At 60.7% G+C, this 21,343-nt stretch carries 22 protein-coding genes; 11 read left to right on the top strand and 11 right to left on the bottom strand.

Features of this window, described 5'->3' with window-relative positions:
• Positions 1–90 precede the first annotated feature (90 nt).
• The 7 genes from PHI30_RS05160 to murI form a co-directional block, all read right to left on the bottom strand.
• Positions 91–756, bottom strand: coding sequence for a 5-bromo-4-chloroindolyl phosphate hydrolysis family protein (locus tag PHI30_RS05160; RefSeq protein ID WP_300024816.1), 666 nt, complete (start codon positions 754–756; stop codon positions 91–93).
• Positions 757–1,078: 322 nt separating this feature from the next.
• Entirely contained in the window at positions 1,079–1,612 is a 534-nt protein-coding gene (locus PHI30_RS05155; RefSeq protein ID WP_300024813.1) for a DUF6512 family protein, read from the bottom strand.
• A gap of 84 nt (positions 1,613–1,696) precedes the next feature.
• Positions 1,697–2,032 carry a branched-chain amino acid transporter permease gene (locus PHI30_RS05150; protein WP_300024810.1) on the bottom strand — a complete coding sequence of 112 codons (336 nt, stop codon included), beginning with the start codon at positions 2,030–2,032 and terminating at the stop codon, positions 1,697–1,699.
• A complete protein-coding gene (locus PHI30_RS05145; protein WP_300024809.1) occupies positions 2,023–2,727 on the bottom strand; it encodes an AzlC family ABC transporter permease in 705 nt (234 codons plus the stop codon). Before PHI30_RS05145 ends, PHI30_RS05150 begins: the two co-directional genes overlap by 10 nt.
• 179 nt (positions 2,728–2,906) lie before the next feature.
• Positions 2,907–4,652 (bottom strand): arginine--tRNA ligase, encoded by a 1,746-nt coding sequence (gene argS / locus PHI30_RS05140; RefSeq protein ID WP_300024807.1) that lies wholly within the window; start codon positions 4,650–4,652, stop codon positions 2,907–2,909.
• A gap of 35 nt (positions 4,653–4,687) precedes the next feature.
• Positions 4,688–5,131, bottom strand: a complete 444-nt coding sequence (locus PHI30_RS05135; RefSeq protein WP_300024805.1) for a DUF1934 domain-containing protein — start codon at positions 5,129–5,131, stop codon at positions 4,688–4,690.
• Positions 5,118–5,933 carry a glutamate racemase gene (gene murI, locus PHI30_RS05130; protein ID WP_300024803.1) on the bottom strand — a complete coding sequence of 272 codons (816 nt, stop codon included), beginning with the start codon at positions 5,931–5,933 and terminating at the stop codon, positions 5,118–5,120. Before murI ends, PHI30_RS05135 begins: the two co-directional genes overlap by 14 nt.
• 205 nt (positions 5,934–6,138) lie before the next feature.
• Here murI and PHI30_RS05125 point away from each other — a divergent pair, with 205 nt between their 5' ends.
• Together PHI30_RS05125 and PHI30_RS05120 are read left to right on the top strand one after the other, a co-directional pair.
• A complete protein-coding gene (locus PHI30_RS05125; protein WP_300024800.1) occupies positions 6,139–6,552 on the top strand; it encodes a hypothetical protein in 414 nt (137 codons plus the stop codon).
• A 43-nt stretch (positions 6,553–6,595) separates the two neighbouring features.
• Positions 6,596–7,717, top strand: a complete 1,122-nt coding sequence (locus PHI30_RS05120; RefSeq protein ID WP_300024797.1) for a DUF362 domain-containing protein — start codon at positions 6,596–6,598, stop codon at positions 7,715–7,717.
• Between the two features lie 72 nt (positions 7,718–7,789).
• Here the strand turns inward: PHI30_RS05120 and PHI30_RS05115 are convergent, their stop codons facing one another.
• Complete coding sequence (locus tag PHI30_RS05115; protein WP_300024794.1) at positions 7,790–8,635, bottom strand: DUF4358 domain-containing protein; 846 nt, start codon at positions 8,633–8,635, stop codon at positions 7,790–7,792.
• 163 nt (positions 8,636–8,798) lie between these two features.
• On the opposite strand from PHI30_RS05115, the gene brnQ reads away from it, so the two are divergent.
• The gene (gene brnQ, locus PHI30_RS05110; RefSeq protein ID WP_300024792.1) at positions 8,799–10,076 is read left to right on the top strand and encodes a branched-chain amino acid transport system II carrier protein; all 1,278 of its coding nucleotides are present in this window, start codon (positions 8,799–8,801) and stop codon (positions 10,074–10,076) included.
• A gap of 55 nt (positions 10,077–10,131) precedes the next feature.
• Here the strand turns inward: brnQ and PHI30_RS05105 are convergent, their stop codons facing one another.
• From PHI30_RS05105 to ilvD, 3 genes are read right to left on the bottom strand one after another with little or no spacing between them, the layout of a single operon-like run.
• On the bottom strand, positions 10,132–11,154 hold the full coding sequence (locus PHI30_RS05105) for a sugar kinase (protein WP_300024790.1): 1,023 nt from the start codon (positions 11,152–11,154) through the stop codon (positions 10,132–10,134).
• Positions 11,147–11,794: a bifunctional 4-hydroxy-2-oxoglutarate aldolase/2-dehydro-3-deoxy-phosphogluconate aldolase gene (gene eda, locus PHI30_RS05100; RefSeq protein ID WP_300024787.1), complete on the bottom strand. Its 648-nt coding sequence runs from the start codon at positions 11,792–11,794 to the stop codon at positions 11,147–11,149. The genes PHI30_RS05105 and eda overlap by 8 nt, the downstream gene beginning before the upstream one ends.
• A 46-nt stretch (positions 11,795–11,840) precedes the next feature.
• Positions 11,841–13,586 (bottom strand): dihydroxy-acid dehydratase, encoded by a 1,746-nt coding sequence (ilvD, locus tag PHI30_RS05095; protein ID WP_300024784.1) that lies wholly within the window; start codon positions 13,584–13,586, stop codon positions 11,841–11,843.
• Between the two features lie 293 nt (positions 13,587–13,879).
• On the opposite strand from ilvD, the gene PHI30_RS05090 reads away from it, so the two are divergent.
• From PHI30_RS05090 to PHI30_RS05055, 8 genes are all read left to right on the top strand, one after another.
• Positions 13,880–14,746 carry a phosphate ABC transporter substrate-binding protein gene (locus tag PHI30_RS05090; RefSeq protein ID WP_300024781.1) on the top strand — a complete coding sequence of 289 codons (867 nt, stop codon included), beginning with the start codon at positions 13,880–13,882 and terminating at the stop codon, positions 14,744–14,746.
• Between the two features lie 179 nt (positions 14,747–14,925).
• Entirely contained in the window at positions 14,926–15,786 is an 861-nt protein-coding gene (pstC, locus tag PHI30_RS05085; RefSeq protein WP_300024820.1) for a phosphate ABC transporter permease subunit PstC, read from the top strand.
• A gap of 1 nt (position 15,787) precedes the next feature.
• Positions 15,788–16,639 (top strand): phosphate ABC transporter permease PstA, encoded by an 852-nt coding sequence (pstA, locus tag PHI30_RS05080; RefSeq protein ID WP_300024778.1) that lies wholly within the window; start codon positions 15,788–15,790, stop codon positions 16,637–16,639.
• 74 nt (positions 16,640–16,713) lie between these two features.
• Positions 16,714–17,469 (top strand): phosphate ABC transporter ATP-binding protein PstB, encoded by a 756-nt coding sequence (gene pstB / locus PHI30_RS05075; RefSeq protein ID WP_300024738.1) that lies wholly within the window; start codon positions 16,714–16,716, stop codon positions 17,467–17,469.
• An 11-nt stretch (positions 17,470–17,480) separates the two neighbouring features.
• Positions 17,481–18,128 carry a phosphate signaling complex protein PhoU gene (gene phoU, locus PHI30_RS05070; protein ID WP_300024735.1) on the top strand — a complete coding sequence of 216 codons (648 nt, stop codon included), beginning with the start codon at positions 17,481–17,483 and terminating at the stop codon, positions 18,126–18,128.
• A 50-nt stretch (positions 18,129–18,178) separates the two neighbouring features.
• Positions 18,179–18,838, top strand: coding sequence for an HD domain-containing protein (locus PHI30_RS05065; protein WP_300024732.1), 660 nt, complete (start codon positions 18,179–18,181; stop codon positions 18,836–18,838).
• Positions 18,839–18,934: 96 nt separating this feature from the next.
• Positions 18,935–19,615: a response regulator transcription factor gene (locus PHI30_RS05060; RefSeq protein WP_300024729.1), complete on the top strand. Its 681-nt coding sequence runs from the start codon at positions 18,935–18,937 to the stop codon at positions 19,613–19,615.
• The gene (locus tag PHI30_RS05055) at positions 19,615–21,276 is read left to right on the top strand and encodes an ATP-binding protein (RefSeq protein WP_300024726.1); all 1,662 of its coding nucleotides are present in this window, start codon (positions 19,615–19,617) and stop codon (positions 21,274–21,276) included. The genes PHI30_RS05060 and PHI30_RS05055 overlap by 1 nt, the downstream gene beginning before the upstream one ends.
• Positions 21,277–21,343 lie beyond the last annotated feature (67 nt).

The following is a 21,343-nucleotide window of genomic DNA, read 5'->3' as shown; positions in this document are numbered from 1 at the left end:
CTGTTGTTACCACCTTTCACCACCTCCACATAACTGGTTCATCCCATTATATAGAGGCTTATTGGGTGGCTCAAATGTTCGCTAGCATTTTTATGAAAAGTGGCTCAAATACATATTAGCATTCACAATCATGCTCTCCAGCACCGTGATATCCGTGGAAATGTCCAGCGCCTCCGCGCCGTACAGGCTGTCCAGCTGCTTTTCAAAGGCTGCCACCACCGTGCGCATCATGCCCTCCACTCTGGCAAGGGTGGTATCGATGTTCTGACCGGAAACACCGGCGGTGCTCATGCGGTCATAGCTGTTGAGGAGCTTGAGCGTGGTGGGCAGATAGTAGTCCATAAAGCGCCGGATCTGGGGGAGCTTCTTGGGGTCCTGCTTCACCTCATCAAAAATTTTGGCGGACACCTGCTCCAGCCGCACAATGTCGGCGGAAATGCCCGGGTCGGCGATGTTGTCGTCCAGCCGCTTCATCTCGGCGATGGCCAGCCGTCCGTCCTTGAGCATTTTATCCAGCGCGGGGTCGCCGGTGGATTCTTCTTTTTTCACTTCCGCCTGCTCGACAGCCGCTTCCGCCGTGCGGGCCACGCCGCCGCCCCGGCACAGGGCGTTCACCGCAAGAAAAACCGCCGCAGACACCGCTGCCAGCAATCCGTAATGCATCGGGGCGTAAAGCGGCAGCAGCGCACCGCTGACGATCCACAAAACCGCCACCGCGTAAAATGGCACCGTGCTTTTCCGGGGATGCATCTCCATACAAGGACCTCCTTCGGATCAATAATACGTAATTATACCGTGCCGTCGCGGCGCGGTCAAGGTGGGGAAATGTGAAATACCTGTGAACAGACGCAGGCGCCCCTCTCAGGAGGGGCGCCTGCGTCTGTCGAAAAAGTGCCTACGGCACTTTTTCGAGGGGATCTCGCTTCACTCTGCGCCTCATATGTCCGCCTTTGGCGAACAATTCGACGCTCGCTTCGCGCAAAGTATGTTCTCCCACGCACATGTCGCGGGAGAACATGATTCCAATTGATTTCGCTGCCCCGGCAGCGAAAGAGTACGAGGTTTTTCGGCAAAGTTTTTATGAAATCCCGAACGTTTTCGTGACAGGGTCCTGCCACAGCGCCGCATGGGGCGGATGAAACGTGCACCAGACGAAGCAAAAGGCCAGCGCCCACAGCACCAGCAGTCCCGCCACCTGCTGCCACGGCCGGAAAAGAGCTCCGCGGCGCAGCAGCCAGAAATCCAGGGCGAACGCGCCAAAGTCCGCCAAAAAAAACACCAAAATGTCCGCCCAGGGGATATGGAACCCCAATACGCCGGTATAGGTATAGAACAGGGTGGGAATCAGCACCAGTCCAAAAAGAACCGACACGGCCCGCGCCGCCAGAAAGTTGGGATAGTTTCGCCCCATTGTCCACAATTGAAGGACGGAAAAGAGGAAGAGCGGGAAAAACAGCAGCTTCATATGCTCCCAGGTAGACTCGTTTACTGCGGAAAATGCCGCCGCCAGGGCGCTGCCGCCGCTCCAGTCAAAGGCGAAATGCAGTAAAACTCCCAGTGCCGCGGTCCACAAGAGGCCTGCGGCTTCCCAGTAAAACAGCCGTTTGCGCATGGCGCCCACCCCCCTTAATGCACAAGTGCAGCCGCTGGGCTGCACGTTCAGTCTATGCGAAGGAGGGGGGGATTATGCGCCCCTTTACGCAAAAACCAACTGTACCAGCAGCATGTACAGCCCCGTGCCGCCCGCGATGGAGAGCAGCACGTTGCCCTTCCACCGGTGCAGCGCCGCCACCAGCAAAATGGAGCTAAGCTCCGGCACGCCGTGGGAGGCGGCGGACCAGGAAACGCCCTTTAAACAGTATACCACCAAAAGGCCCATCATGGCCGGGGGCAGAACCCGCCCCAGATACGTCACCACCGGGGGCGGCTGGCGATGCTCCGGAAACAGCCAGAAGGGCACCCAGCGGGTCAGCTGCGTCCCGGCAGCCACCAGCGCAATGATGCAAAGAGCTTGCAGCGCGCTCAGGCGCATAGCAACCGCCTCCTCTGGCCCAAAAGCACCGTTAAAATCATCGCCATGGCGGGAATCACCAAATTGGTTGCCCCAAAGAGCGTCAGGCTCAGAGCCGTGCAGGCAAGGCCGATGACGGCGGCGGGCCGGTTTTCCGGCACTTTCCACTGCTCCAGAAACAGCACCACGAACAGCGCCGTCAAAGCGAAATCCATGCCGGTGGTATCAAAGGTGACCAGCATCCCCAAAAAGCCGCCCAGCGCCGTGCCGATCACCCAATAGAGGTAATCCCACAGGGAGACGGCGGTATAAAACCGCTGCCTGGAAACGCCGGAAGGCGGTTCCAGCGTGGCGAGCAGAGAATAGGTCTCGTCCGTCAGCGTACACACGAGAAAGGGACGGGCCATTCCTGTGCCCCGGTACTTTTCCAGCATGGAAAGGCCATAAAACATGTGGCGGGCATTCACCATCAGCGCCAGCACAAAGGCCTGCACCGGGTCAAAAGCCGTGGTGAGGAAGGTGATGGCCACATACTGGATGCTGCCGCCGTAAACCAGCGCGCTCATCAGCACGGACCACAAAGGGCCATAGCCCTTGGCCTGCATCAAAAGGCCGTAGGCCATGCCAAGGCAGAGATATCCCGTCAGGACCGGAATGGTCACGGGAAACGCCGCGCGCGCCGCCGCGCGCCAAGAGTGTTCTTCCAATTGCTCCATCGCAACCTCCGAATGAGCCGTAAAATTTTCCGCTGTTAAATAAGTAGGGAATCGAGTCTGCCCGCCGGATTGACAGAGGCGGGAAAGAGACCGCGCCATTTGGCGCGGTCTCGCAGCGTGTCGAAAGGCTCGGAAACGCCATGATAAGGGGAACGCGCGAAAAAACGGAGGGGCATCCTTTACATCTTCTCCGGCGCTTCCACGCCGATGAGCGCCAGACCGTTTCGCAGCACGATCCGGGTGTCGTCCGCCAGCTTCAGCCGCGCGGATTGCAGCGCCGCCGCCTCGCCCTTCATGCGGCAGGCGGTATAGAACCGGTGGAAGCAGCCCGCCAGCTCCTGCAAATACCGGTTGATGTGGCTGGGGTCATAGTCCCGGGCCGCCAGAAAAATTTCCTCGCCAAACTGAGCGATCTGCCGGAGCAGCGCCCGCTCCGTTTCCCCGGAGAGCAGAGACATGTCCACCTCCGCCTGGGCGGGGACGGTGACGCCCTCGTCCCTCATGGCCCGCAGCAGCGAGCAGATGCGGGCGTGTGCATATTCCACATAGTAGATGGGGTTTTCGGAATCCTCCCGCACGGCAAGGCCCAGATCGAATTCCATCTGGGTATCCGGCTTGGCGTTGAAGAACCAGCGGGCGGCGTCCACGGGAATTTCGTCCAGCAGGTCGGAAAGGGAGATGGCCTTGCCGGTGCGCTTGCTCATCCGCACCACCTCGCCGTCCCGCAGCAGCTTCACCAGCTGCATCAGCACGATGTCCAGCTTCTCGGAGCCATTCAGGCCCAGCGCGTCCAGCGCGCCCTTCAGCCGGGCCACGTGACCGTGGTGATCGGCGCCCCAGATGTTGATGACACGGTCAAAGCCCCGGACGGCAAATTTGTTGCAATGGTAGGCAATATCGGCGGCAAAGTAGGTGTAGAAGCCGTTGGCCCGGCGCAGCACGTCGTCCTTCAAATCCAGCTTCTCCACGTCCGCTTCCTTCTTGCCGGCCTTGATGAGGTTCTCCCGCATGATCTGGGCGGTCTTGAGCCACAGCGCGCCGTCCTTTTCATAAGTCCAGCCCGCCTCAGTCAGTTTTTCCGCCGTCTCAGCCACATAGCCGCTTTCGTGGAGGGTGGATTCATAAAACCACTTGTCGTAGCGGATCTTATATCGCTCCAGATCGCTCTTCATCTTGGGCAGATTCACGGAAAGCCCGTACTGCGCCAGCGTCTCCTGCCGCTCCTGCGCGGGGACATGGAGAAGCTTGTCCCCGTTTTCGTCGTAGTAGGCCTGGGCCAGATCCCGGATATCGCCGCCCTGATAACCGTCCTCCGGGAAGGGCACAGCGTCCTCTCCCTGCATAAGCTGAAGATAGCGGGCCTCGATGGAGAGGGCGAATTTCTCGATCTGATGCCCGGCGTCATTGACGTAAAACTCCCGCGTCACATCGGCGCCGCAGGCGGAGAGCACGGAGGCGAGCGTGTCGCCCAGCACGCCGCCCCGGGCGTTGCCCATGTGCATGGGGCCGGTGGGGTTGGCGGAGACGAACTCCACCATGATCCGCTGCCCCTTGAGGCGGTCGGAGGTGCCGTAACCGGCGCCCTCGCGCTCCACGGCGTCCATCAAGTCGCGATACCACGTTTCGTTCAGGCGGAAGTTCAAAAAGCCGGGGCCGGCGATCTCAGCTTTGGAAAAGTACGTGTCCGTCAGGTCCATATGGTCCAGCAGCGCCTGCGCAATGTTCCGGGGCGGCTGGCGCAGCGCCTTGGACGCCGCCAGCGCGAAGGTGGTGGTGAAATCGCCGTTGGCGCTGTCCTTTGGAATCTCCACAGGCGCGGTCTTGACCTCCGCCTGCGCCAGCGTGCCGTCCGCCGCAGCGGCACGGTACGCCCGCATGGTCAGCTCGGCAGCTGCGTCCTTTGCTTTTTGGATCATGTTTATCATATCGTTCATTCCTCTTTCGTTGAGATGAGTTTCTTTCAGTGTTTCCGCTTTACCCGGATTTTAAAGCAGTTGCGGCCTGTGAGCGTATGTTCCACAGCAATGGAATATTTGATCTCCATCACGCCGCCCCGTTCCGTCAGGTTGTGGCGCAGGCGGCTGGTCTGGATGTCTACGGCCAATTCCCCATAGGGCGTTTCATAAAGGGAGGTGTGCTGCCTGCCCTCTTCAAACACCATTTGGGAGTTCACGCTTCCCATGCGGGTCAAAATCACCTGCGGGCCCTTCACCGCGAAGGTGGTGAGCGTACCCTCCATGCCGGTCAACGCGGTTTCCTGATAGCTTAAACGCAGCTCCCCGCCGGTAAGCTCCATCGTGCCCTCCGTCATCAGCTCCGTGGCGTCCGGGTCCACGTCGTCAAAATATTGTTCCCCGCGAATGGAGAGAAGGACCGGCAGCTTTTCATGTTCAATACTGGTCAATGTCAATCCTCCGTGCCGCATGGTGCAGGTCCTCTCCCAAAAACACCGACGCAATGCGCTCAAAATCTTCCACCCGGTCGCTGACGTAAAATTCCGCGCCGCCGGGGCTATGTTCCTCCGCCCGCAGCTCCCCGGCCTTCAAAAGGCGTTTAAGCTCAAAGGCGGATTCCTCTCCCGCGGAGACCAGCGACACGCCGGGGCCGCAGATATCGGAAATGATGTCCGTCAGCAGGGGATAGTGTGTGCAGCCCAGAATCAGGGTATCGATCCCGGCGCTTTTCAGCGGCTCCAGATATTCCCGGGCCACCGTCTCGATCACCACATCGCCCCGATGGATGCGCCCGCTTTCCACCAGCGGCACAAACAGCGGGCAGGGCTTCCCCATCACCTCCACCTCCGGGTCAAGGCGCCGGAGCGTCGCTTCGTAAGCGCCGGAGCGGATGGAGGCAAGGGTCGCGATAATGCCCACCTTTTTGTGGTTTGTCACGGAAAGCGCCCGGCGGCAGGTGGGTTCCACCACGCCCACAATGGGCAGGTCATTTTCTTTTTGCAGCGTACTAAGCGACGTGGTGGACACGGTACCGCAGGCGATGACGATGGCCTTGAGGTCAAAGGAGCGCAGAAAGTGCACATCCTGCCGGGCATATTTGAGCAGCGTCTCCTTGGACCGGCCGCCATAGGGCACCCGGGCGGTATCGCCGAAATAGATGAGATGTTCCTCCGGAAGGATCTGCCGCAAGGCGCGCACCGCCGTCAAGCCGCCAAGGCCCGAGTCGAACACGCCGATGGGTCGCATATCCATAGCTTCTATAAACTCCTTTTCCGTCAGCGAAAATTCATTCTGTACGGAATTGTATACATTTTCGCATCTAAATTATATATTATACTATGCAACGATGCTCCCCGCAAGACAGATTTTAGTCTTTTTCCCCTCTTTTTTATATGGCTTTTCCCTGCGCCCTTTGCTATAATAGCCACAGTTGAGGATTACATGGAGGTGTTGCCCAATGAACATTGAGCTGACGGAACAGCAGTTCCGGTATCTGCTGGATCTTGTGTACATCGGAAACTGGGTGATGAACTCCACCCGGGAGGACGACCGCATCAAGGAATACGATCAGGTGGAAAGCCTGATCTTCTCCCACTGCATTCCCCACAGAATGAATAAACTGGTGGAGCTTTACCGGGGCGAGATGATTCCCTCCCGCGCCTTTGCGGACGGCGGCATCCACGAGGCCATTGAGAATTATGAGGACGTCGTGTTTTACGAGATTCTGGCGGAGGAGCTGGCCCTGCGGGACATGGACGGAGAACCCCTCACCCGGGAAAATTACAGCGCGCTCATGGAACGCATCGACACCTATCTTTCCGAGTTCGACCGCCACGGCACCGACCACGTGAACGTGGATCTGGGCGAGTGAGCGGTGGGACCTACCGCCGATAAAAAATAAAGGAGAACAAATGATGGCAGAACTGTCCAAGGTTTATTTTGCGGATTTCCGCTGCCCCAGCTGGCGGGAGAATCTGCCCCAGAAGCTGGCCCGTCTCATGATGACCGCCGGGTTCGGCGAGATCGACATGGATGGCAAGTATGTGGCTGTTAAAATGCACTTCGGAGAACCGGGGAACCTTGCCTACCTTCGGCCCAACTGGGCCAAGGCCGTGGCGGACCTTATAAAAAGTCAGGGCGGAAAGCCCTTTTTGACGGACTGCAACACCCTCTACGTGGGGGGGCGAAAAAACGCCCTGGACCATATCGAATCCGCCTATGTCAATGGCTTTACCCCTTACTCCACCGGCTGCCACATCCTCATTGCCGACGGGCTTAAAGGCAACGACGAGGTGTGCGTCGCCGTGGAGGGCGGCGAGTATGTGAAGGAGGCCAAGATTGGCCGGGCCGTGATGGACGCCGACGTATTCGTCTCCCTCACCCACTTCAAGGGCCACGAACAGGCCGGTATGGGCGGCGCCCTCAAAAACATCGGCATGGGCTGCGGTTCCCGGGCCGGCAAGATGGAGATGCACAACGCGGGAAAGCCCTTCGTCAAGCAAAAGCGCTGCATCGGCTGCCGGGCCTGCGCCAAAATCTGCGCCCACGGTGCGCCCCAGTTCGGTGAGGACGGGAAAGCCGCCATCGACACCGCGAAATGCGTGGGCTGCGCCCGGTGCCTTGCCATTTGTCCCAAGGACGCCATCTGCTCCCGGGATGACGAGGCCCCTGCCATCCTAAATAAGAAAATTGCCGAGTATACCAAGGCGGTGGTGGCGAATCGTCCCTGCTTCCACGTCTCTCTGGTGCTGGATATCTCCCCCAACTGCGACTGCCACGGTGAAAACGACGCGCCCATCGCCGCGGATGTGGGGATGTTCGCCTCCTTTGATCCCGTGGCGCTGGATCAGGCCTGCGCCGACGCGGTGATCTCCCAGCCGCCGCTACCCGGCAGCGTCCTCTTTGACGGCGGATACGACTGCTCCTGCGGGGACCTTCTCCACGCCGCCCACCCGGATACGGAGTGGCAGGTGTGTCTGGACCACGCTGAAAAGCTGGGGCTGGGCACCAAGGAATACGAGCTGATCAAGATCTGATTATCCCGACAGAGCGTAAAAGAGGGCGGGACGAATGTCCTGCCCTCTTTTTTGCCGCCCGGCGGCAAAGGCTTACGCAAACAGCGCGTTGAAGGATGCCACCACGTCATCCGCGCCATCACAGGCCACCAGCATGACGCAGTTACCGTTCGAGACGATGCGGGAGTTGTTCTTCCAGCCCTCAATGCTGTTTGGATAAAAGGCTGCGCCGGGGTTGGTGTCGTCTCCCACCTGGTAGTCGATGCGGCTTTGGAAGATGTCCTTCACCTTCTGCACATCGTCGGCATTCTCGACCTCCACCAAAGCCAGCTCCCCCACGGCGGCGGAGATCATTGCCATGTACACCGCGCACTGCTTGGTCTGGATGTCGCCCAGCCCGGCGTAGAAGGCATCCACGCTCTCCCCCTCGATCTTCATCAGGGAGGGCGCGGTCTCGATGGTGGAGAGGGTATCATAGAACCCCCCGAGGTCGACAGTGCTCACCGGCTCCGCGGGCTTCTCGGCGGGCTTTTCAACCGGCTTTTCGACGGGCTTTTCAACCGGTTTCTCGGCGGGTTTTTCGACGGGTTTCTCAGCAGGCTTTTGAACGGGCTTCTTGGCAGGCTTCTCGACGGGCTTGCTCACCGGTTTTTGCGCGGTATCCGCCGCCGGCTTTTCCGCAGTATCTGCCGTCTGGGTCTTATCCGCGTCTGCCGCGGCGTCGCCCACATCCGGGGTCTCGGCGGGGGTCTCGTCGCTTTCCAAATCGTCCTGCGGCTGCTCCGCGTCGCTGTCCTCCACCGCACCGCTGTCCTCCGGCGCGGGCTCTGTGATCTCCGGCGGCGCCACGGGCTCCTCCGGCGCGGCCTTCTTCCCGCACGCGGTCAGGGACAGGGCCATGGCAAGTGCCAAAAGGACTGCCAAAAGTCTCAGCTTCATATGAACTCTCCTTTTTCGGGACGCCACAGGCGTCGCTGTATTCTGTTTAGAAGGACGGCGACGGAATCGAAAAAGTTCCCTTTTCTGCGTCGCTTTTCTTATTTCGTGTAAAATGGACAAGCTATACCGCGCTTGCTCATCTTCACTCTCAGGAGGTTTTTTCATGCAACACCAGCGAAAAGACATGTTTGTCATTGGATTTGCCCTGTTCTCCATGTTTTTTGGCGCGGGCAATGTGATTTTCCCGCCCTATCTGGGACTGGGCTGCGGAAGGCAGTGGGTACTGGGCTTTTTGTGCTACTATCTGGCCGACATCGGCCTTGCGCTGGCGGCGCTTTTTGCGATTTTGCGCAGCGGAAGTTCCGACGGCATCACCCGCCCCATTGGGCGAATCCCCTCCACCGTGCTGATGAGCGCCATCGTTCTATGCATCGGCCCCATGCTGGCCATTCCCCGCACGGCGGCCACCACATACGAGATGTCCGTTGCGCCGCTGGTCTCCGGCCTTTCGCCGGTGTGGTTTTCCGTGCTGTTTTTTGCACTCATTTTGCTGCTTTGTCTCAATGAATCCGCCGTTGTGGATATCGTGGGCAAGGTGCTTACGCCCGCGCTGCTGCTGGGGCTTTTGGTGCTGATCGTCAAAGGAGTCATCGACCCCATCGGACCGGTCCCGGCGCATATTTTGGTGGAAAATGTCCCCCGCACCGGCATCGAGGCGGGCTATCAGACCATGGATGTGCTGGCAGCGCTGGTATTCGGCATCATTTTGCTGGACAGCGCCCGGGAAAAGGGGCACACCGATCCCAAGGCGCAGTTTCGGGTGGTGGCGGGCGCGGGTGTCGTGGCAGGCGTCGCCTTGCTGGTGGTCTACCTTGGCCTCACCTATCTTGGCGTCACCACCTCCTGCTTTTTCGATCTTACCGTGCTGCGCACCTTCCTCATGACCTCCATTGTCCGAAATTTGCTGGGCAGCGGCGGCATCGTCCTCTTCTCCATCGTGGTGGCGCTGGCCTGCATCACCACTGCCGTGGCGCTGGTAAGCTCGGCCGCCGCCTATTTCGCCCACCTTTCCGGGGAGCGGATTCCTTACCGGCTGCTGGTGATTCTGATTTCTGTGTTCAGCGCGGAGGTTTCCAACTTTGGCCTGGAGCAGATTGTTGCCATCGCAGGGCCGATTCTGGACATCGTGTATCCGCCGACGCTGGTGCTCATTGCGCTGGCATTTCTTCACCGGTGGATTCCCAATGACTGGGTGTACCGTTTTGCAGTGCTGGGCGCGCTGGCCTTTAGTCTGTTAAGCGTTCTCAAGGGGCGCGGCATGCCGATGGACTTTTTGGAGCGGCTGCCACTGGCGTCTTACGGGTTTGGCTGGGTGGTCCCGGCGGCAGTGTGCGGCGCGGTGGGCCTTTTGTTTGGGCACAGAGACGCAGAGCGCGCGTGAAAAAAAGGCCTGCGGAGCATTTGCTCCGCAGACCTTTTTTATGTATGGATGAAGCTCAGCGCTGGACGCGGCCGGAGCCGTCGCCGCCGGCCAGCTTCTCCACCTCGGAGACGCTGACGCGATTGTAGTCGCCTTCCACGGAGTGCTTCAGTGCGGAAGCCGCCACCGCGAACTCCACCGCCGCCTGGGTGGACTTGCCGGAGAGCAGGGAGTAGATCAAGCCGCCGCCGAAGCTGTCGCCGCCGCCCACACGGTCCACGATGTGCAGGTGATAGCCCTTGGAGAAGCAGTACTCCTTCCCGTCGTACAGCATGCCCGCCCAGTCGTTGTCGCTGGCGGAGATGCTGGTGCGCAGGGTGATGGCCACCTTTTCAAAGCCGAACTGGTCCGCCAGCTGCTTGGCCACGGACTTGTACCCCTCGTGGTTGAGCTTGCCGCTGTAAATATCCGTGTTCTCCGCCTCGATGCCGAACACGTCCTTGGCGTCCTCCTCGTTGGAGATGCAAACGTCCACGTACTGGCAAAGCTCGGTCATGGCGGCGCGGGCCTCTGCCCGGGTCCAGAGCTTGCCGCGATAGTTGAGGTCGCAGGAGATCTTCACGCCGTGCTTCTTTGCCGCGATGCAGGCCTGCTTACAGGCTTCCACCATGTTGGGGCCCAGCGCCGGGGTGATGCCGGTGAAGTGGAACCAGTCCGCGCCCTCGAAGATGGCGTCCCAGTCGAATTCGGCGCTTTCTGCCTCCTGAATGGCGGAGTGGGCGCGGTCATAGATGCACACGCTGCCCCGCTGAGAGGCGCCCTTTTCCAGATAGTAGATGCCCACGCGCTCGCCGCCGCGGACGATCTTGCTGGTGTCCACGCCGAAGTGGCGCAGGGAATCCACCGCGGCCTGTCCGATGGCGTGGCTGGGGAGCTTGGTCACAAAGGCAACATCCAGACCGTAGTTGGCAAGGGACACCGCCACGTTGGCCTCGCCGCCGCCGAAGGTGGCCTGCAGCTGGTCGTCCTGGAAGAAGCGGTAATATCCGTTGGGGGCAAGGCGCAGCATCAGCTCGCCGAACGTTACAATTTTAGCCATGCGTTCTGGCCTCCTTCACAATTTCAATGGACTGCTTGCAAAGCGCGGTGATCTCGTCCCACTTCTGGTTGTCGATCAGGTCGGCGGTGACCATGTAGGACCCGCCGCAGGCGCAGATGACGGGGGCGGAGAGGTATTCCTTCAGGTTCTTCAAAGAGACGCCGCCGGTGGGCATGATCTTGAACATGGAGAAGGGGGCGCTGAGCGCCTTGATTTTGGCGAGGCCGCCGGACTGCTCCGCAGGGAAGAACTTCAGCACGGTGAGGCCCAGCTTGTAAGCGGTGTGATAATCGGTTGCGGTGGTGCAGCCGGGGAACACCGCGATGCCCTTTTCCTGGCAGTAGGTCACGATCTCTGGATCGAGACCGGGGGTGACCACAAACTGACCGCCTGCGGCGATCACCTCGTCCACCTGCGCGGTGGTGAGAACGGTGCCTGCGCCCACCAGCATGTCGGGGCAGGCCTCCTTCATGCTGCGGATGGCGTCGGGCGCCCCGGCGGCGCGGAAGGTGACCTCCGCCACGGCAACGCCGCCTGCGCACAAGGCGCGGGCCAGATTGGCCGCGTCCCGCTGGGGGTGGTTGAGCTTGATGACCGGCACGACGCCGATTTCGGAAATACGATTTTCAAGAGCTGTCATATGATTTGAAACATCCTTTCTGGTGTGAATTAACGTCAGGGGAGACTTAGTCCATGTAGCCGCCCTTCATGGGGGAGACCGCGTGCTGGGAGAAGAATTTCAAAACGCCGGAGGGATACTTGGGCTCCTTGGGTTTCCAAGCAGCCTTGCGCTGGGCCAGAACGGCAGCTACCTCTGCGGGCGTCTTTTCCTCGCCGTGGATGCCCACGATCTCCAGCTTCCGCTCCGGAATGTCAATGTGGATGAGGTCGCCCTCCTCCACCAGTGCGATGGGACCGCCCTCGGCGGCCTCGGGCGAGACGTGGCCGATGGCGGGGCCGGTGGACGCGCCGGAAAAGCGCCCGTCGGTGATGAGGGCGATGGTGCGTCCCAGCTCCTTATCGGAGGAGATGGCCTCGGAGGTGTAGAACATCTCCGGCATACCGGAGCCCTTGGGCCCCTCGTAGCGAATGAACACCGCCTCGCCGGGATGGATCTGCTTGTGCAAAACGGCGTAAATGGCCTCTTCCTCGCTGTCGAAGGGGCGGGCCTTGAGCGTGGCGTGGAACATCTCCTTGGGGCAGGCGGTGTGCTTGATGACCGCGCCCTCGGGGGCCAGATTGCCCTTGAGGATGGCGATGGCGCCGTCGGTGCCGATGGCCTTGTCGAAGGGGTGGATGATGTCCTGCCAGGTGGTGCCCCACTTGGCGCAGTATGCGTCGCACCGGTCGTAGAAGCCGCTCTCTTTCAGCTCGTCCAGGTTTTCACCCAGCGTTTTGCCGGTGACGGTCATCACGTCCAGATGCAGCATGGAGCGGATCTCTTCCATGATCCGGGGCACGCCGCCGGCATAGTAAAAGAACTGGGCGGGCCACTTTCCGGCGGGACGAATATCCAGCAGGTAGTGGGCGCCACGGTGCATCCGGTCGAACATGTCGGCGTCGATCTCAAGGCCGAATTCCTTCGCCACGGCGGGGATGTGCAGCAGGGAGTTGGTGGACCCAGAGATGGCGGCGTGGACCATGATGGCGTTTTCAAAGGACTTCATGGTGACGATGTCCCGGGGCTTTAAGCCCTTTTTGGCAAGCTCCAGCACCTGCACGCCAGCCTTGTAGGCAAACTCCTGCAAATCCTGGCAGGTGGCGGGCATCAGGGCAGAACCCGGCAGCATCAGTCCCAGCGACTCGGCCATGATCTGCATGGTGGAGGCGGTGCCCATAAAGGAGCAGGCGCCGCAGGAGGGGCAGGCGTGCTGCTTGTACCACGTCAGCTCGTCCGCGCTGATCTCTCCCCGCTCGCATTTGGCGGAGTAGATGCCGATTTGCTCCAGCGTGAGAAGGTCCTCCTTGATGTTTTCCACGTGTTCCTTCAGAGGATAGGCGTCCATCACGCCGCCGGTGACCATGATGGAGGGCATATTCACCCGGCCGATGCCCATGAGGTGGGCAGGCATGCCCTTGTCGCAGCTGGTGACGAACACGCCGCCGTCAAAGGGGGTGGCCTGGGCGTGGATTTCGATCATGTTGCAGATGGCGTCCCGGCTGGCCAGAGAATAGTTGATGCCGTCGTGGCCCTGTGCCATGCCGTCGCAGATGTCGGTGGTGAAGAAGCGGGCGGACTTGCCGCCGGCGTCTGCAACGCCGCGGGCGGCCTCATTCACCAGCTCAAAAAGACCGGCGCTGCCGGGATGGCTGTCGCCGAAGGTGCTCTCGATCATGATTTGGGGCTTGGAGAGATCCTCCACCTTCCACCCCATACCCATGCGCAGGGGGTCCTGTTCCGGCGCTAGCGCCCGGATGTCCTGACTAATCATACCATATACTCCTTTTCGTCAAGTTGCGGGATTACGGCTGCGTGGCGGCGGAACGCTTCCAAACTGGGGAGCGGCGCCGTCTGCCCATTGCTTGTTTCCAGAATAGCACATTTGCGCAAACGTTTCAACAGCGACTGTGCAGGGAATTTTTATACGCTGCCGCCGTTAAAAATTTTATGAAAAAACGCGGTTTTACACAGACTTTACAAAGCCCTGGTGACGGATTTTACGTGGAGTTGTCTATACTAAGGCTGTACCAAACGGAAAACGACATAAAAAAGGAGTTCATTTTGATGAAAAAAGGTTTTGTACGTCTGCTGACGCTGACGATGGCCCTGTCTCTGCTGGCGGGCTGCGCCAGCAAGGAGGAAGCTCCTGCCCAAGGAAACGGCACGCCCGCTCCCGAGCAGGTCAAGCTCAGCGGCTCAGTGGCAACCAACGGCTCCACCTCCATGGAAAAAGTGATCGGCGTTTTGAGCGAGCAGTTTATGGCGGATAACGGCAGCGTCACCGTCACCTACGACGCCACCGGCTCCGGCGCGGGGATCGAGGCGGTCTCCAATGGGTCCACCGACATCGGCCTTTCCTCCCGTGGACTGAAGGAGGAAGAGACTGCCAATGGGCTGGTGGGGACCACCGTCGCGCTGGACGGCATTGCCGTCATCGTGAACGCCCAGAGCACGGTGTCCGATTTGACCGTGGAGCAGATCGCCCAGATCTTCACCGGCGAGAGCGCCGACTGGAGCGCTGTGGGCGGCGCGGCCAGCGCCATCTCCTGCATCGGCCGGGAGGCCGGTTCCGGCACCCGGGACGGCTTTGAGACGATCACCGGCACCAAGGATACCTGCCTGCTCAGTCAGGAGCTGACCTCCACGGGTGCTGTCATTGAGGCGGTGAAGGGCAACCCCAACGCCATCGGCTACGCCTCCCTCTCCGCAGTCGAGGGTAAAGAGGGCATCAAGGCTGTCACGGTGGGCGGCGTCGCCTGCACGGAGGAAACCGTGCTGGACGGCAGCTACGCCATCCAGCGCCCCTTCGTCTTGGTCACCAAGGACGGCACGGCGCTGAGCGAGCAGGCACAGGCCTTCTTTGACTTTGCAACCTCCGCCTCCGCCAACGATTTGATCCGCACCGCCGGTGCGGTGCCCGTGGCGAAATAAAGGAACAGCCCTCTCTTTGGAACGCCTCCGCCCGCTTCAAAAATTGGGCGGGGGCTGTTCCCACCGATGGAAGGAGTCATAAGACGATGGAAATGGGAAATGCGCTGCCCCACGTTGCCGCGAAGCACGCCGCCGGAAAAATACCGATCCCCGCAGGGCGGAAAAACCGCCGGGAGAGGATGGAGCTGACCTTCCACCTGCTGTTTTTGCTGTGCGGCATTGTAGCGGTGGCGTTTGTGCTGTTTATCAGTTTATATCTGATCGTTTCCGGCCTGCCCGCCATCCGGGAAATCGGACTTGCGGACTTTCTCTTTGGAAGGGTCTGGGCGCCCACCGCCACCACGGTGGCCCCGTCCTTTGGCATCCTGCCCTTCATCCTGACCTCCGTCTACGGAACCGCCGGGGCGGTGGCGGTGGGGGTGCCTGTGGGACTGATGACCGCCATGTTTCTTGCAAAGGTGGCCCCGCCAAAGGCCGCCAAGGTCATCCGGACCGCAGTGGAGCTGCTGGCGGGCATCCCGTCCGTGGTATACGGCCTTGTGGGCATGATCGTGCTGGTGCCCGCCATCCAGAATGTGTTTGGCCTTGGCTCCGGCGCGTGCCTGCTGGCGGCCATCGTGGTGCTCTCCATCATGATTCTGCCCTCCATCATCAGCGTTTCCGAAACGGCGCTGCGGGCAGTGCCCAAGGAGTATGAGGAAGCGTCGCTGGCGCTGGGGGCCACGGAGATCGAGACCTATTTCCGGGTGTCCCTGCCCGCCGCGGGCAGCGGCGTTGCAACGGCGGTGGTACTGGGCGTGGGCCGCGCCATCGGCGAGGCCATGGCCATCATCATGGTGGCGGGCAACGTTGCCAATATGCCGGGGATTTTCACCTCCGTGCGCTTTCTCACCACCGCCATCGCCTCGGAGATGTCCTACGCCGCCTACGGCAGTCTCCAGCGCAACGCGCTCTACTCCATCGGACTGGTGCTGTTTTTGTTCATCATGCTCATCAATGTGCTTTTGAACGTGTTCATCAAAAACAAGAAGGAGGATTGACATGGACCGAAAGCTCTCTCCCCGCCGCCGGGTCTATGACACGGGACTGCGGGCGCTGTTGTGGCTGTGCAGTGGGATCACCTGCGCGCTGCTGATCTTCCTCATCGGGTATATCTTCTACCGGGGCCTTGGCAATCTCTCCTGGCAGCTGCTCTCGTCTCAGACCAGCTATATCAAGGATACCATCGGCATCCTGCCAAACCTCCTCAATACGCTCTATATCATTCTGGTGGCGATGCTCCTTGTGCTGCCGCTGGGCGTGGGGGCCGCCATCTATCTCACGGAGTACGCCACCAAGGCCAAGGTGGTGGCCGCCATTGAATTTGCCGCCGAGACCCTCACGGGCATCCCTTCCATCATCTTCGGCCTTGTGGGCATGCTGTTTTTTGTCCAGAAGCTGGGGCTGGCGCCGGGCATTCTGGCCGGCGGACTGACGCTGGTCATCATGATTCTGCCCACCATCATCCGCACGACGCAGGAAAGCCTTAAAACGGTGCCCCAGTCCTATCGGGAGGGCGCGCTGGGTCTTGGAGCGGGAAAGTGGCACATGGTGCGCACCGTGGTGCTGCCCAACGCCGTGGACGGCATCGTCACCGGCTGTATTCTGGCGGTGGGACGAATCGTGGGCGAGAGCGCGGCACTGCTGTTCACGGCGGGCTTCGGTCTCGTGCTGAACGACTTTTTCACCGCGCTGCAATCCTCCTCCGCAACGCTCACGGTGGCGCTGTACGTCTACGCCAACGAACGGGGCGAGACCGGCGTGGCCTTCGCCATTGCCGCCATCTTGATGGTGCTGACATTCCTCATCAATCTGGCCGCCAATTTTGCGGGCAGGAAACTAAGGAACATCTGATGAAATCCCCGCGCTCACCAATCCGAACGCGTTGATTTCATCAGAGATTCCTAAAAAAGTAACGGGAGAATACGATGGGTACGATGATACAGGCAAAAGACCTGAACCTCTGGTATGGGACCAACCATGCCCTCCACGGCATCAACGTGGACATTCCAGCCCATGAGATCACGGCGTTTATCGGGCCGTCGGGCTGTGGCAAGTCCACCTTTTTGCGCACGCTCAACCGCATGAACGACCTGATCCCCTCCGTCCGCATCACCGGGGAGGTTTCTTATCGGGGCGAAAACATCTACGACGACGGGGTGGACCCCACGTGGCTGCGCCGACAGGTGGGAATGGTGTTTCAAAAAGCCAACCCCTTTCCCATGAGCATTTACGACAACGTGGCCTACGGTCCCCGGACCCATGGCACCCGCTCCAAGGTGCAGCTAGACGAGATCGTGGAAGCATCCCTGCGCTCCGCCGCCATCTGGGATGAGGTGAAGGACCGGCTGAAAAAAAGCGCGCTGAGCCTCTCCGGCGGACAGCAGCAGCGGCTTTGCATCGCCCGGGCGCTGGCGGTGGAGCCGGAGGTGCTGCTGATGGACGAATCCACCAGTGCGCTCGACCCGATTTCCACCTCCAAGATCGAGGACCTTGCAGTGGAATTGAAAAACAAGTATACTGTCATCATGGTAACCCACAACATGCAGCAGGCCGCCCGCGTTTCCGACAATACGGCGTTCTTTCTGCTGGGCGATCTGGTGGAGTTCAGCCGGACGGAGGAGCTTTTCTCCACGCCGAAGGATCAGCGCACCGAGGACTACATTACCGGACGGTTTGGTTAAGGAGGGGAACCATGAGAAATACGTTTAATGAGCAGCTGGAGCGGCTGCATGTGGAGCTGATCCAGATGGGCGCGACCTGTGAGGACGCGATTTCTGCGGCGGCAGAGGCTCTTTTAAAAAACGACGAGGCGCTCTCCCGTGCCGCCGAGGAGGCGGAGCGGGAACTGGACCGGCAGGAGCGGGAGGTGGAAAACCTCTGCTTGAAGCTCCTTTTGCAGCAGCAGCCCGTGGCCCGGGACCTGCGGGAAATCTCCGCGGCGCTGAAGATGATCTCCGATCTGGAGCGCATCGGCGATCAGGCGGCGGACATTGCGGAGCTTACCCGGTTCGTGCGCCTGCCGGACGGGCAGGGCGCGCTGCACATCGCCGACATGGCCCGGGCCGTCATCGGCATGGTGACGGACAGCGTGGACTCCTTCGTGCGGCATGATCTGGAGCTTGCCCGGGCGGTGTGCGCCGCGGACGACCGGGTGGACGAATTGTTCGACAAGGTGAAACGGGAGCTTGTGGCCCTCATCGCGGCGGACGCTGCCAGCGGGGAGCAGGGGCTGGAGCTGATGATGGTGGCAAAGTACCTCGAGCGCATCGGCGACCATGCCACCAACGTGGCGGAATGGGTGGAATACTCCATCACCGGAATCCATCCGTCCAACAACTAAACAGGCGGGGGCGGCAGAGCTGTTTTCCCGCACAAGAGGAGGAAACGAGGATGCTGACCTTTGAGGACGTGAAAAACAACCCCGCCATCCGCACCTATATCCAGCGGGCCGACGAGTCGCTGGTTTCCGCAGGCTTTACGGAGCACAGCTTCGCCCACGTGACGCTGGTGGCGGAGACGGCGGGGTATATTCTCGAAACGCTGGACTATCCCGCCCGGACGGTGGAGGTGGCAAAAATTGCAGGCTTCCTCCACGATATCGGCAATCTCGTCAACCGCATCGACCACTCCCAGTCCGGCGCTGTGATGGCCTTTCGGATTCTGGACAATCTCAGCTGCGACCCGGAGGAGATCGCCACCATCGTCACCGCCATCGGCAACCACGACGAGGGGACCGGTCAGCCGGTGAACGCCGTGGCGGCGGCGCTGATTCTGGCGGATAAGTCCGACGTGCGCCGCAGCCGGGTCCGCAATCAGGAGCTGGCCAATTTCGACATCCACGACCGAGTGAACTACTCTGTGAAAAAAGCGCAGCTGAAGATCAATGAGGAGCACACCCTCATCAAGCTCAAGCTCTCCGTGGATACGAAGTACGGCTCCGTGATGGACTACTTTGAGATTTTCATGCAGCGCATGATCCTCTGCCGCAAGGCGGCGGAGAAGCTGGGCTTGCAGTTCAAGCTGATGATTAACGAACAGCAATTGATTTAACGGGGGCGGCAAACCCGCTCCCCCCGGCTTCAAAAGAACTGCGGAAGCGTCCGCAGTCCCTTTGAGGCCGCATGTTTTCACATACAGGAGGCCCTTATGATCTATTTGCTGGAAGACGACGACAGCATCCGGGATTTTGTAATCTATACGCTGAGCCATCAGGGCATGGAGACGCGGGGCTTTGCCCTGCCCTCCGCCTTCTGGGCGGCTGTGGCGGAGGAGGCGCCCACGCTGGTGCTGCTGGATATCATGCTGCCGGAGGAGGACGGCGTGAGCGTTTTGAAAAAGCTCCGCGCCTCCGCCCGCACGGCGAAGGCGCCGGTCATTATGCTCACCGCCAAGAGCACCGAATACGACAAGGTGCTGGGGCTGGACGCCGGGGCGGACGACTATGTGGCAAAGCCCTTCGGCATGATGGAGCTGCTCTCCCGCATTCGGGCGCTGCTGCGCAGGGTGGAGCGGGAGGACGGCGGGGCGTACCGCTGCGGCGCGCTGACGGTGGACCCGGGCAGCCACACGGTGACGGTAAACGATCAGGAGGTGGTCCTTACCCAGAAGGAATTCGAGGTACTGTGCCTGCTTTTGAAAAACCGGGGACAGGTGCTCTCCCGGGAACGGCTGATCGAGGAGGTGTGGGGCTATACCTTTACAGGCGAAAGCCGCACCGTGGACGTGCATGTGCGCACGCTCCGACAAAAGCTGGGGGACGCGGGGGCCTACATTGAGACCATTCGGGGCTACGGCTATAAGATCACGCAGGAAGGCGGCGGGGTCTGATGACAAAACGGATTTTCCGCTCCATCCTGACCGTGACGCTGGCGGTGCTGGTTTCCAGTTTCGTTTTGATCGTCGGGGTGCTGCACGGCTATTTTCAGGACCGGGTGGCCGCAGAACTGGCCCGGAGCACCGCCTACATAGCCCGGGGCGTGGAGCACGAGGGCATCGCCTACCTTCAAAGCGAATTTCCCGACGAGAGCCGCGTCACGTGGATCGCGGCCGACGGCACGGTCCTCTTTGATAACCGGGAGGAACCGGCGGATATGGGCAACCACGCCGACCGGGAGGAATTCCGCGAGGCGCTGGCGCTGGGCAAGGGCAGTGCCGCCCGCTATTCCAGCACGCTCTCTCAAAGGACGCTCTATTACGCGCTGCGGCTGACCGACGGCTCCGTATTGCGCACGGCCAGCGCCCAATACTCCGTCTGGATATTGGTGCTGCAAGCGATCCAGCCGGTGGCCTTTATGATGCTGGCGGCGTTTTGCATGGCTTTGTGGCTGGCGGGTCGGGTGGCCCAGCAGCTGGTGGAGCCCATCAACGCCATCGATCTCGGAAACCCCGGCGAGGAGGCGGTCTATGAGGAGCTTTCTCCTCTGGTGGGAAAAATCCGCAGCCAGAACCGGCAGATCCAGCGCCAAGTGCTGGACCTCAAGCAGCGGCGGGAGGAATTTGCCGCCATCACGGAAAACATGAGCGAGGGACTGCTGGTGGTGGATCAGGAGACCCGGGTGCTGTCCTATAACTCGGCGGCCTTGCACCTTTTGGGGGCGAGAGGCCCGGTGGAGGAGGGGCAGAGCGTCCTGGCGCTGGACCGGGAGGCCGGTTTCCGCCGCTGCGTGGAGGAATCCCTCGCCGGTCGCCGCTGCGAGGAGCTGCTGGAGCGCTCCGACGACTGCCGCAGGGTATTGGCAAGTCCCGTGATGGAGGAGGGCGCCGTGGCGGGCGCGGTGCTCATCGTGCTGGATGTGACGGAGAAGGAGCAGCGGGACCGGCTGCGCCGGGAATTTACCGCAAACGTCTCCCACGAGTTGAAAACGCCCCTGACCTCCATCCTCGGCACGGCGGAGATTCTGGAAAACGGCATGGTGAAGCCCGCCGACATCCCCCATTTTGCCGGGAACATCCACCGGGAGGCCCAGCGCCTGATCGGGCTTGTCAACGACATCATCAAGCTCTCCCGTCTCGATGAGGGCGGCCCCACGGCCCAGTGGGAAACTGTGGACCTTTACGCCCAGGCGCAGGCGGTTTTTCGCCAGCTTGCCGCCGCGGCGGAAAAAAAGCAGGTGGACATGCGCCTTACCGGCGAGAGCGTACCGGCGCGGGGCGTGCCGCAGATCGTGGAGGAGATTTTGTATAATCTCTGCGATAACGCCGTGGCGTACAATCATCCCGGCGGCAGCGTTGCCATGACCGTGGCGGATACGCCGGCGGGCGCCCGGGTCACTGTCAGGGATACGGGCATCGGCATCCCGCGGGAAGCAAGAGAGCGGGTGTTCGAGCGCTTCTACCGGGTGGATAAAAGCCATTCCAGCGGGGGGACAGGTCTGGGACTTTCCATCGTGAAGCACGGCGCGGCGTATCTTGGCGTCGGCGTGACGCTGGAGAGCGAGATGGGAAAGGGAAGTACCTTCACCCTGCAATTTCCAAAGGTGAGCGAATAAAAAGCTTGCCCGGGGTATCGAAAAGACTTTCTTAACAGAGGGACAGGCACGGCGCAGCCGTGCCTGT

Source organism: Oscillibacter sp. (assembly GCF_028693505.1).
In the GTDB taxonomy this organism is placed as follows: Bacteria; Bacillota; Clostridia; order Oscillospirales; family Oscillospiraceae; genus Oscillibacter.
Note: the sequence above shows the minus strand (reverse complement) of the source record. Positions and strands in the feature narration are given on the sequence as shown.

Coding starts and splice junctions, on each gene's coding strand:
- PHI30_RS05160 (WP_300024816.1), bottom strand. CDS start 756: ATGGAGATGCATCCCCGGAAAAGCACGGTGCCATTTTACGCGGTGGCG.
- PHI30_RS05155 (WP_300024813.1), bottom strand. CDS start 1,612: ATGCGCAAACGGCTGTTTTACTGGGAAGCCGCAGGCCTCTTGTGGACC.
- PHI30_RS05150 (WP_300024810.1), bottom strand. CDS start 2,032: ATGCGCCTGAGCGCGCTGCAAGCTCTTTGCATCATTGCGCTGGTGGCT.
- PHI30_RS05145 (WP_300024809.1), bottom strand. CDS start 2,727: ATGGAGCAATTGGAAGAACACTCTTGGCGCGCGGCGGCGCGCGCGGCG.
- argS (WP_300024807.1), bottom strand. CDS start 4,652: ATGATAAACATGATCCAAAAAGCAAAGGACGCAGCTGCCGAGCTGACC.
- murI (WP_300024803.1), bottom strand. CDS start 5,933: ATGGATATGCGACCCATCGGCGTGTTCGACTCGGGCCTTGGCGGCTTG.
- PHI30_RS05125 (WP_300024800.1), top strand. CDS start 6,139: ATGAACATTGAGCTGACGGAACAGCAGTTCCGGTATCTGCTGGATCTT.
- PHI30_RS05120 (WP_300024797.1), top strand. CDS start 6,596: ATGGCAGAACTGTCCAAGGTTTATTTTGCGGATTTCCGCTGCCCCAGC.
- PHI30_RS05115 (WP_300024794.1), bottom strand. CDS start 8,635: ATGAAGCTGAGACTTTTGGCAGTCCTTTTGGCACTTGCCATGGCCCTG.
- brnQ (WP_300024792.1), top strand. CDS start 8,799: ATGCAACACCAGCGAAAAGACATGTTTGTCATTGGATTTGCCCTGTTC.
- PHI30_RS05105 (WP_300024790.1), bottom strand. CDS start 11,154: ATGGCTAAAATTGTAACGTTCGGCGAGCTGATGCTGCGCCTTGCCCCC.
- eda (WP_300024787.1), bottom strand. CDS start 11,794: ATGACAGCTCTTGAAAATCGTATTTCCGAAATCGGCGTCGTGCCGGTC.
- ilvD (WP_300024784.1), bottom strand. CDS start 13,586: ATGATTAGTCAGGACATCCGGGCGCTAGCGCCGGAACAGGACCCCCTG.
- PHI30_RS05090 (WP_300024781.1), top strand. CDS start 13,880: ATGAAAAAAGGTTTTGTACGTCTGCTGACGCTGACGATGGCCCTGTCT.
- pstC (WP_300024820.1), top strand. CDS start 14,926: ATGGAGCTGACCTTCCACCTGCTGTTTTTGCTGTGCGGCATTGTAGCG.
- pstA (WP_300024778.1), top strand. CDS start 15,788: ATGGACCGAAAGCTCTCTCCCCGCCGCCGGGTCTATGACACGGGACTG.
- pstB (WP_300024738.1), top strand. CDS start 16,714: ATGGGTACGATGATACAGGCAAAAGACCTGAACCTCTGGTATGGGACC.
- phoU (WP_300024735.1), top strand. CDS start 17,481: ATGAGAAATACGTTTAATGAGCAGCTGGAGCGGCTGCATGTGGAGCTG.
- PHI30_RS05065 (WP_300024732.1), top strand. CDS start 18,179: ATGCTGACCTTTGAGGACGTGAAAAACAACCCCGCCATCCGCACCTAT.
- PHI30_RS05060 (WP_300024729.1), top strand. CDS start 18,935: ATGATCTATTTGCTGGAAGACGACGACAGCATCCGGGATTTTGTAATC.
- PHI30_RS05055 (WP_300024726.1), top strand. CDS start 19,615: ATGACAAAACGGATTTTCCGCTCCATCCTGACCGTGACGCTGGCGGTG.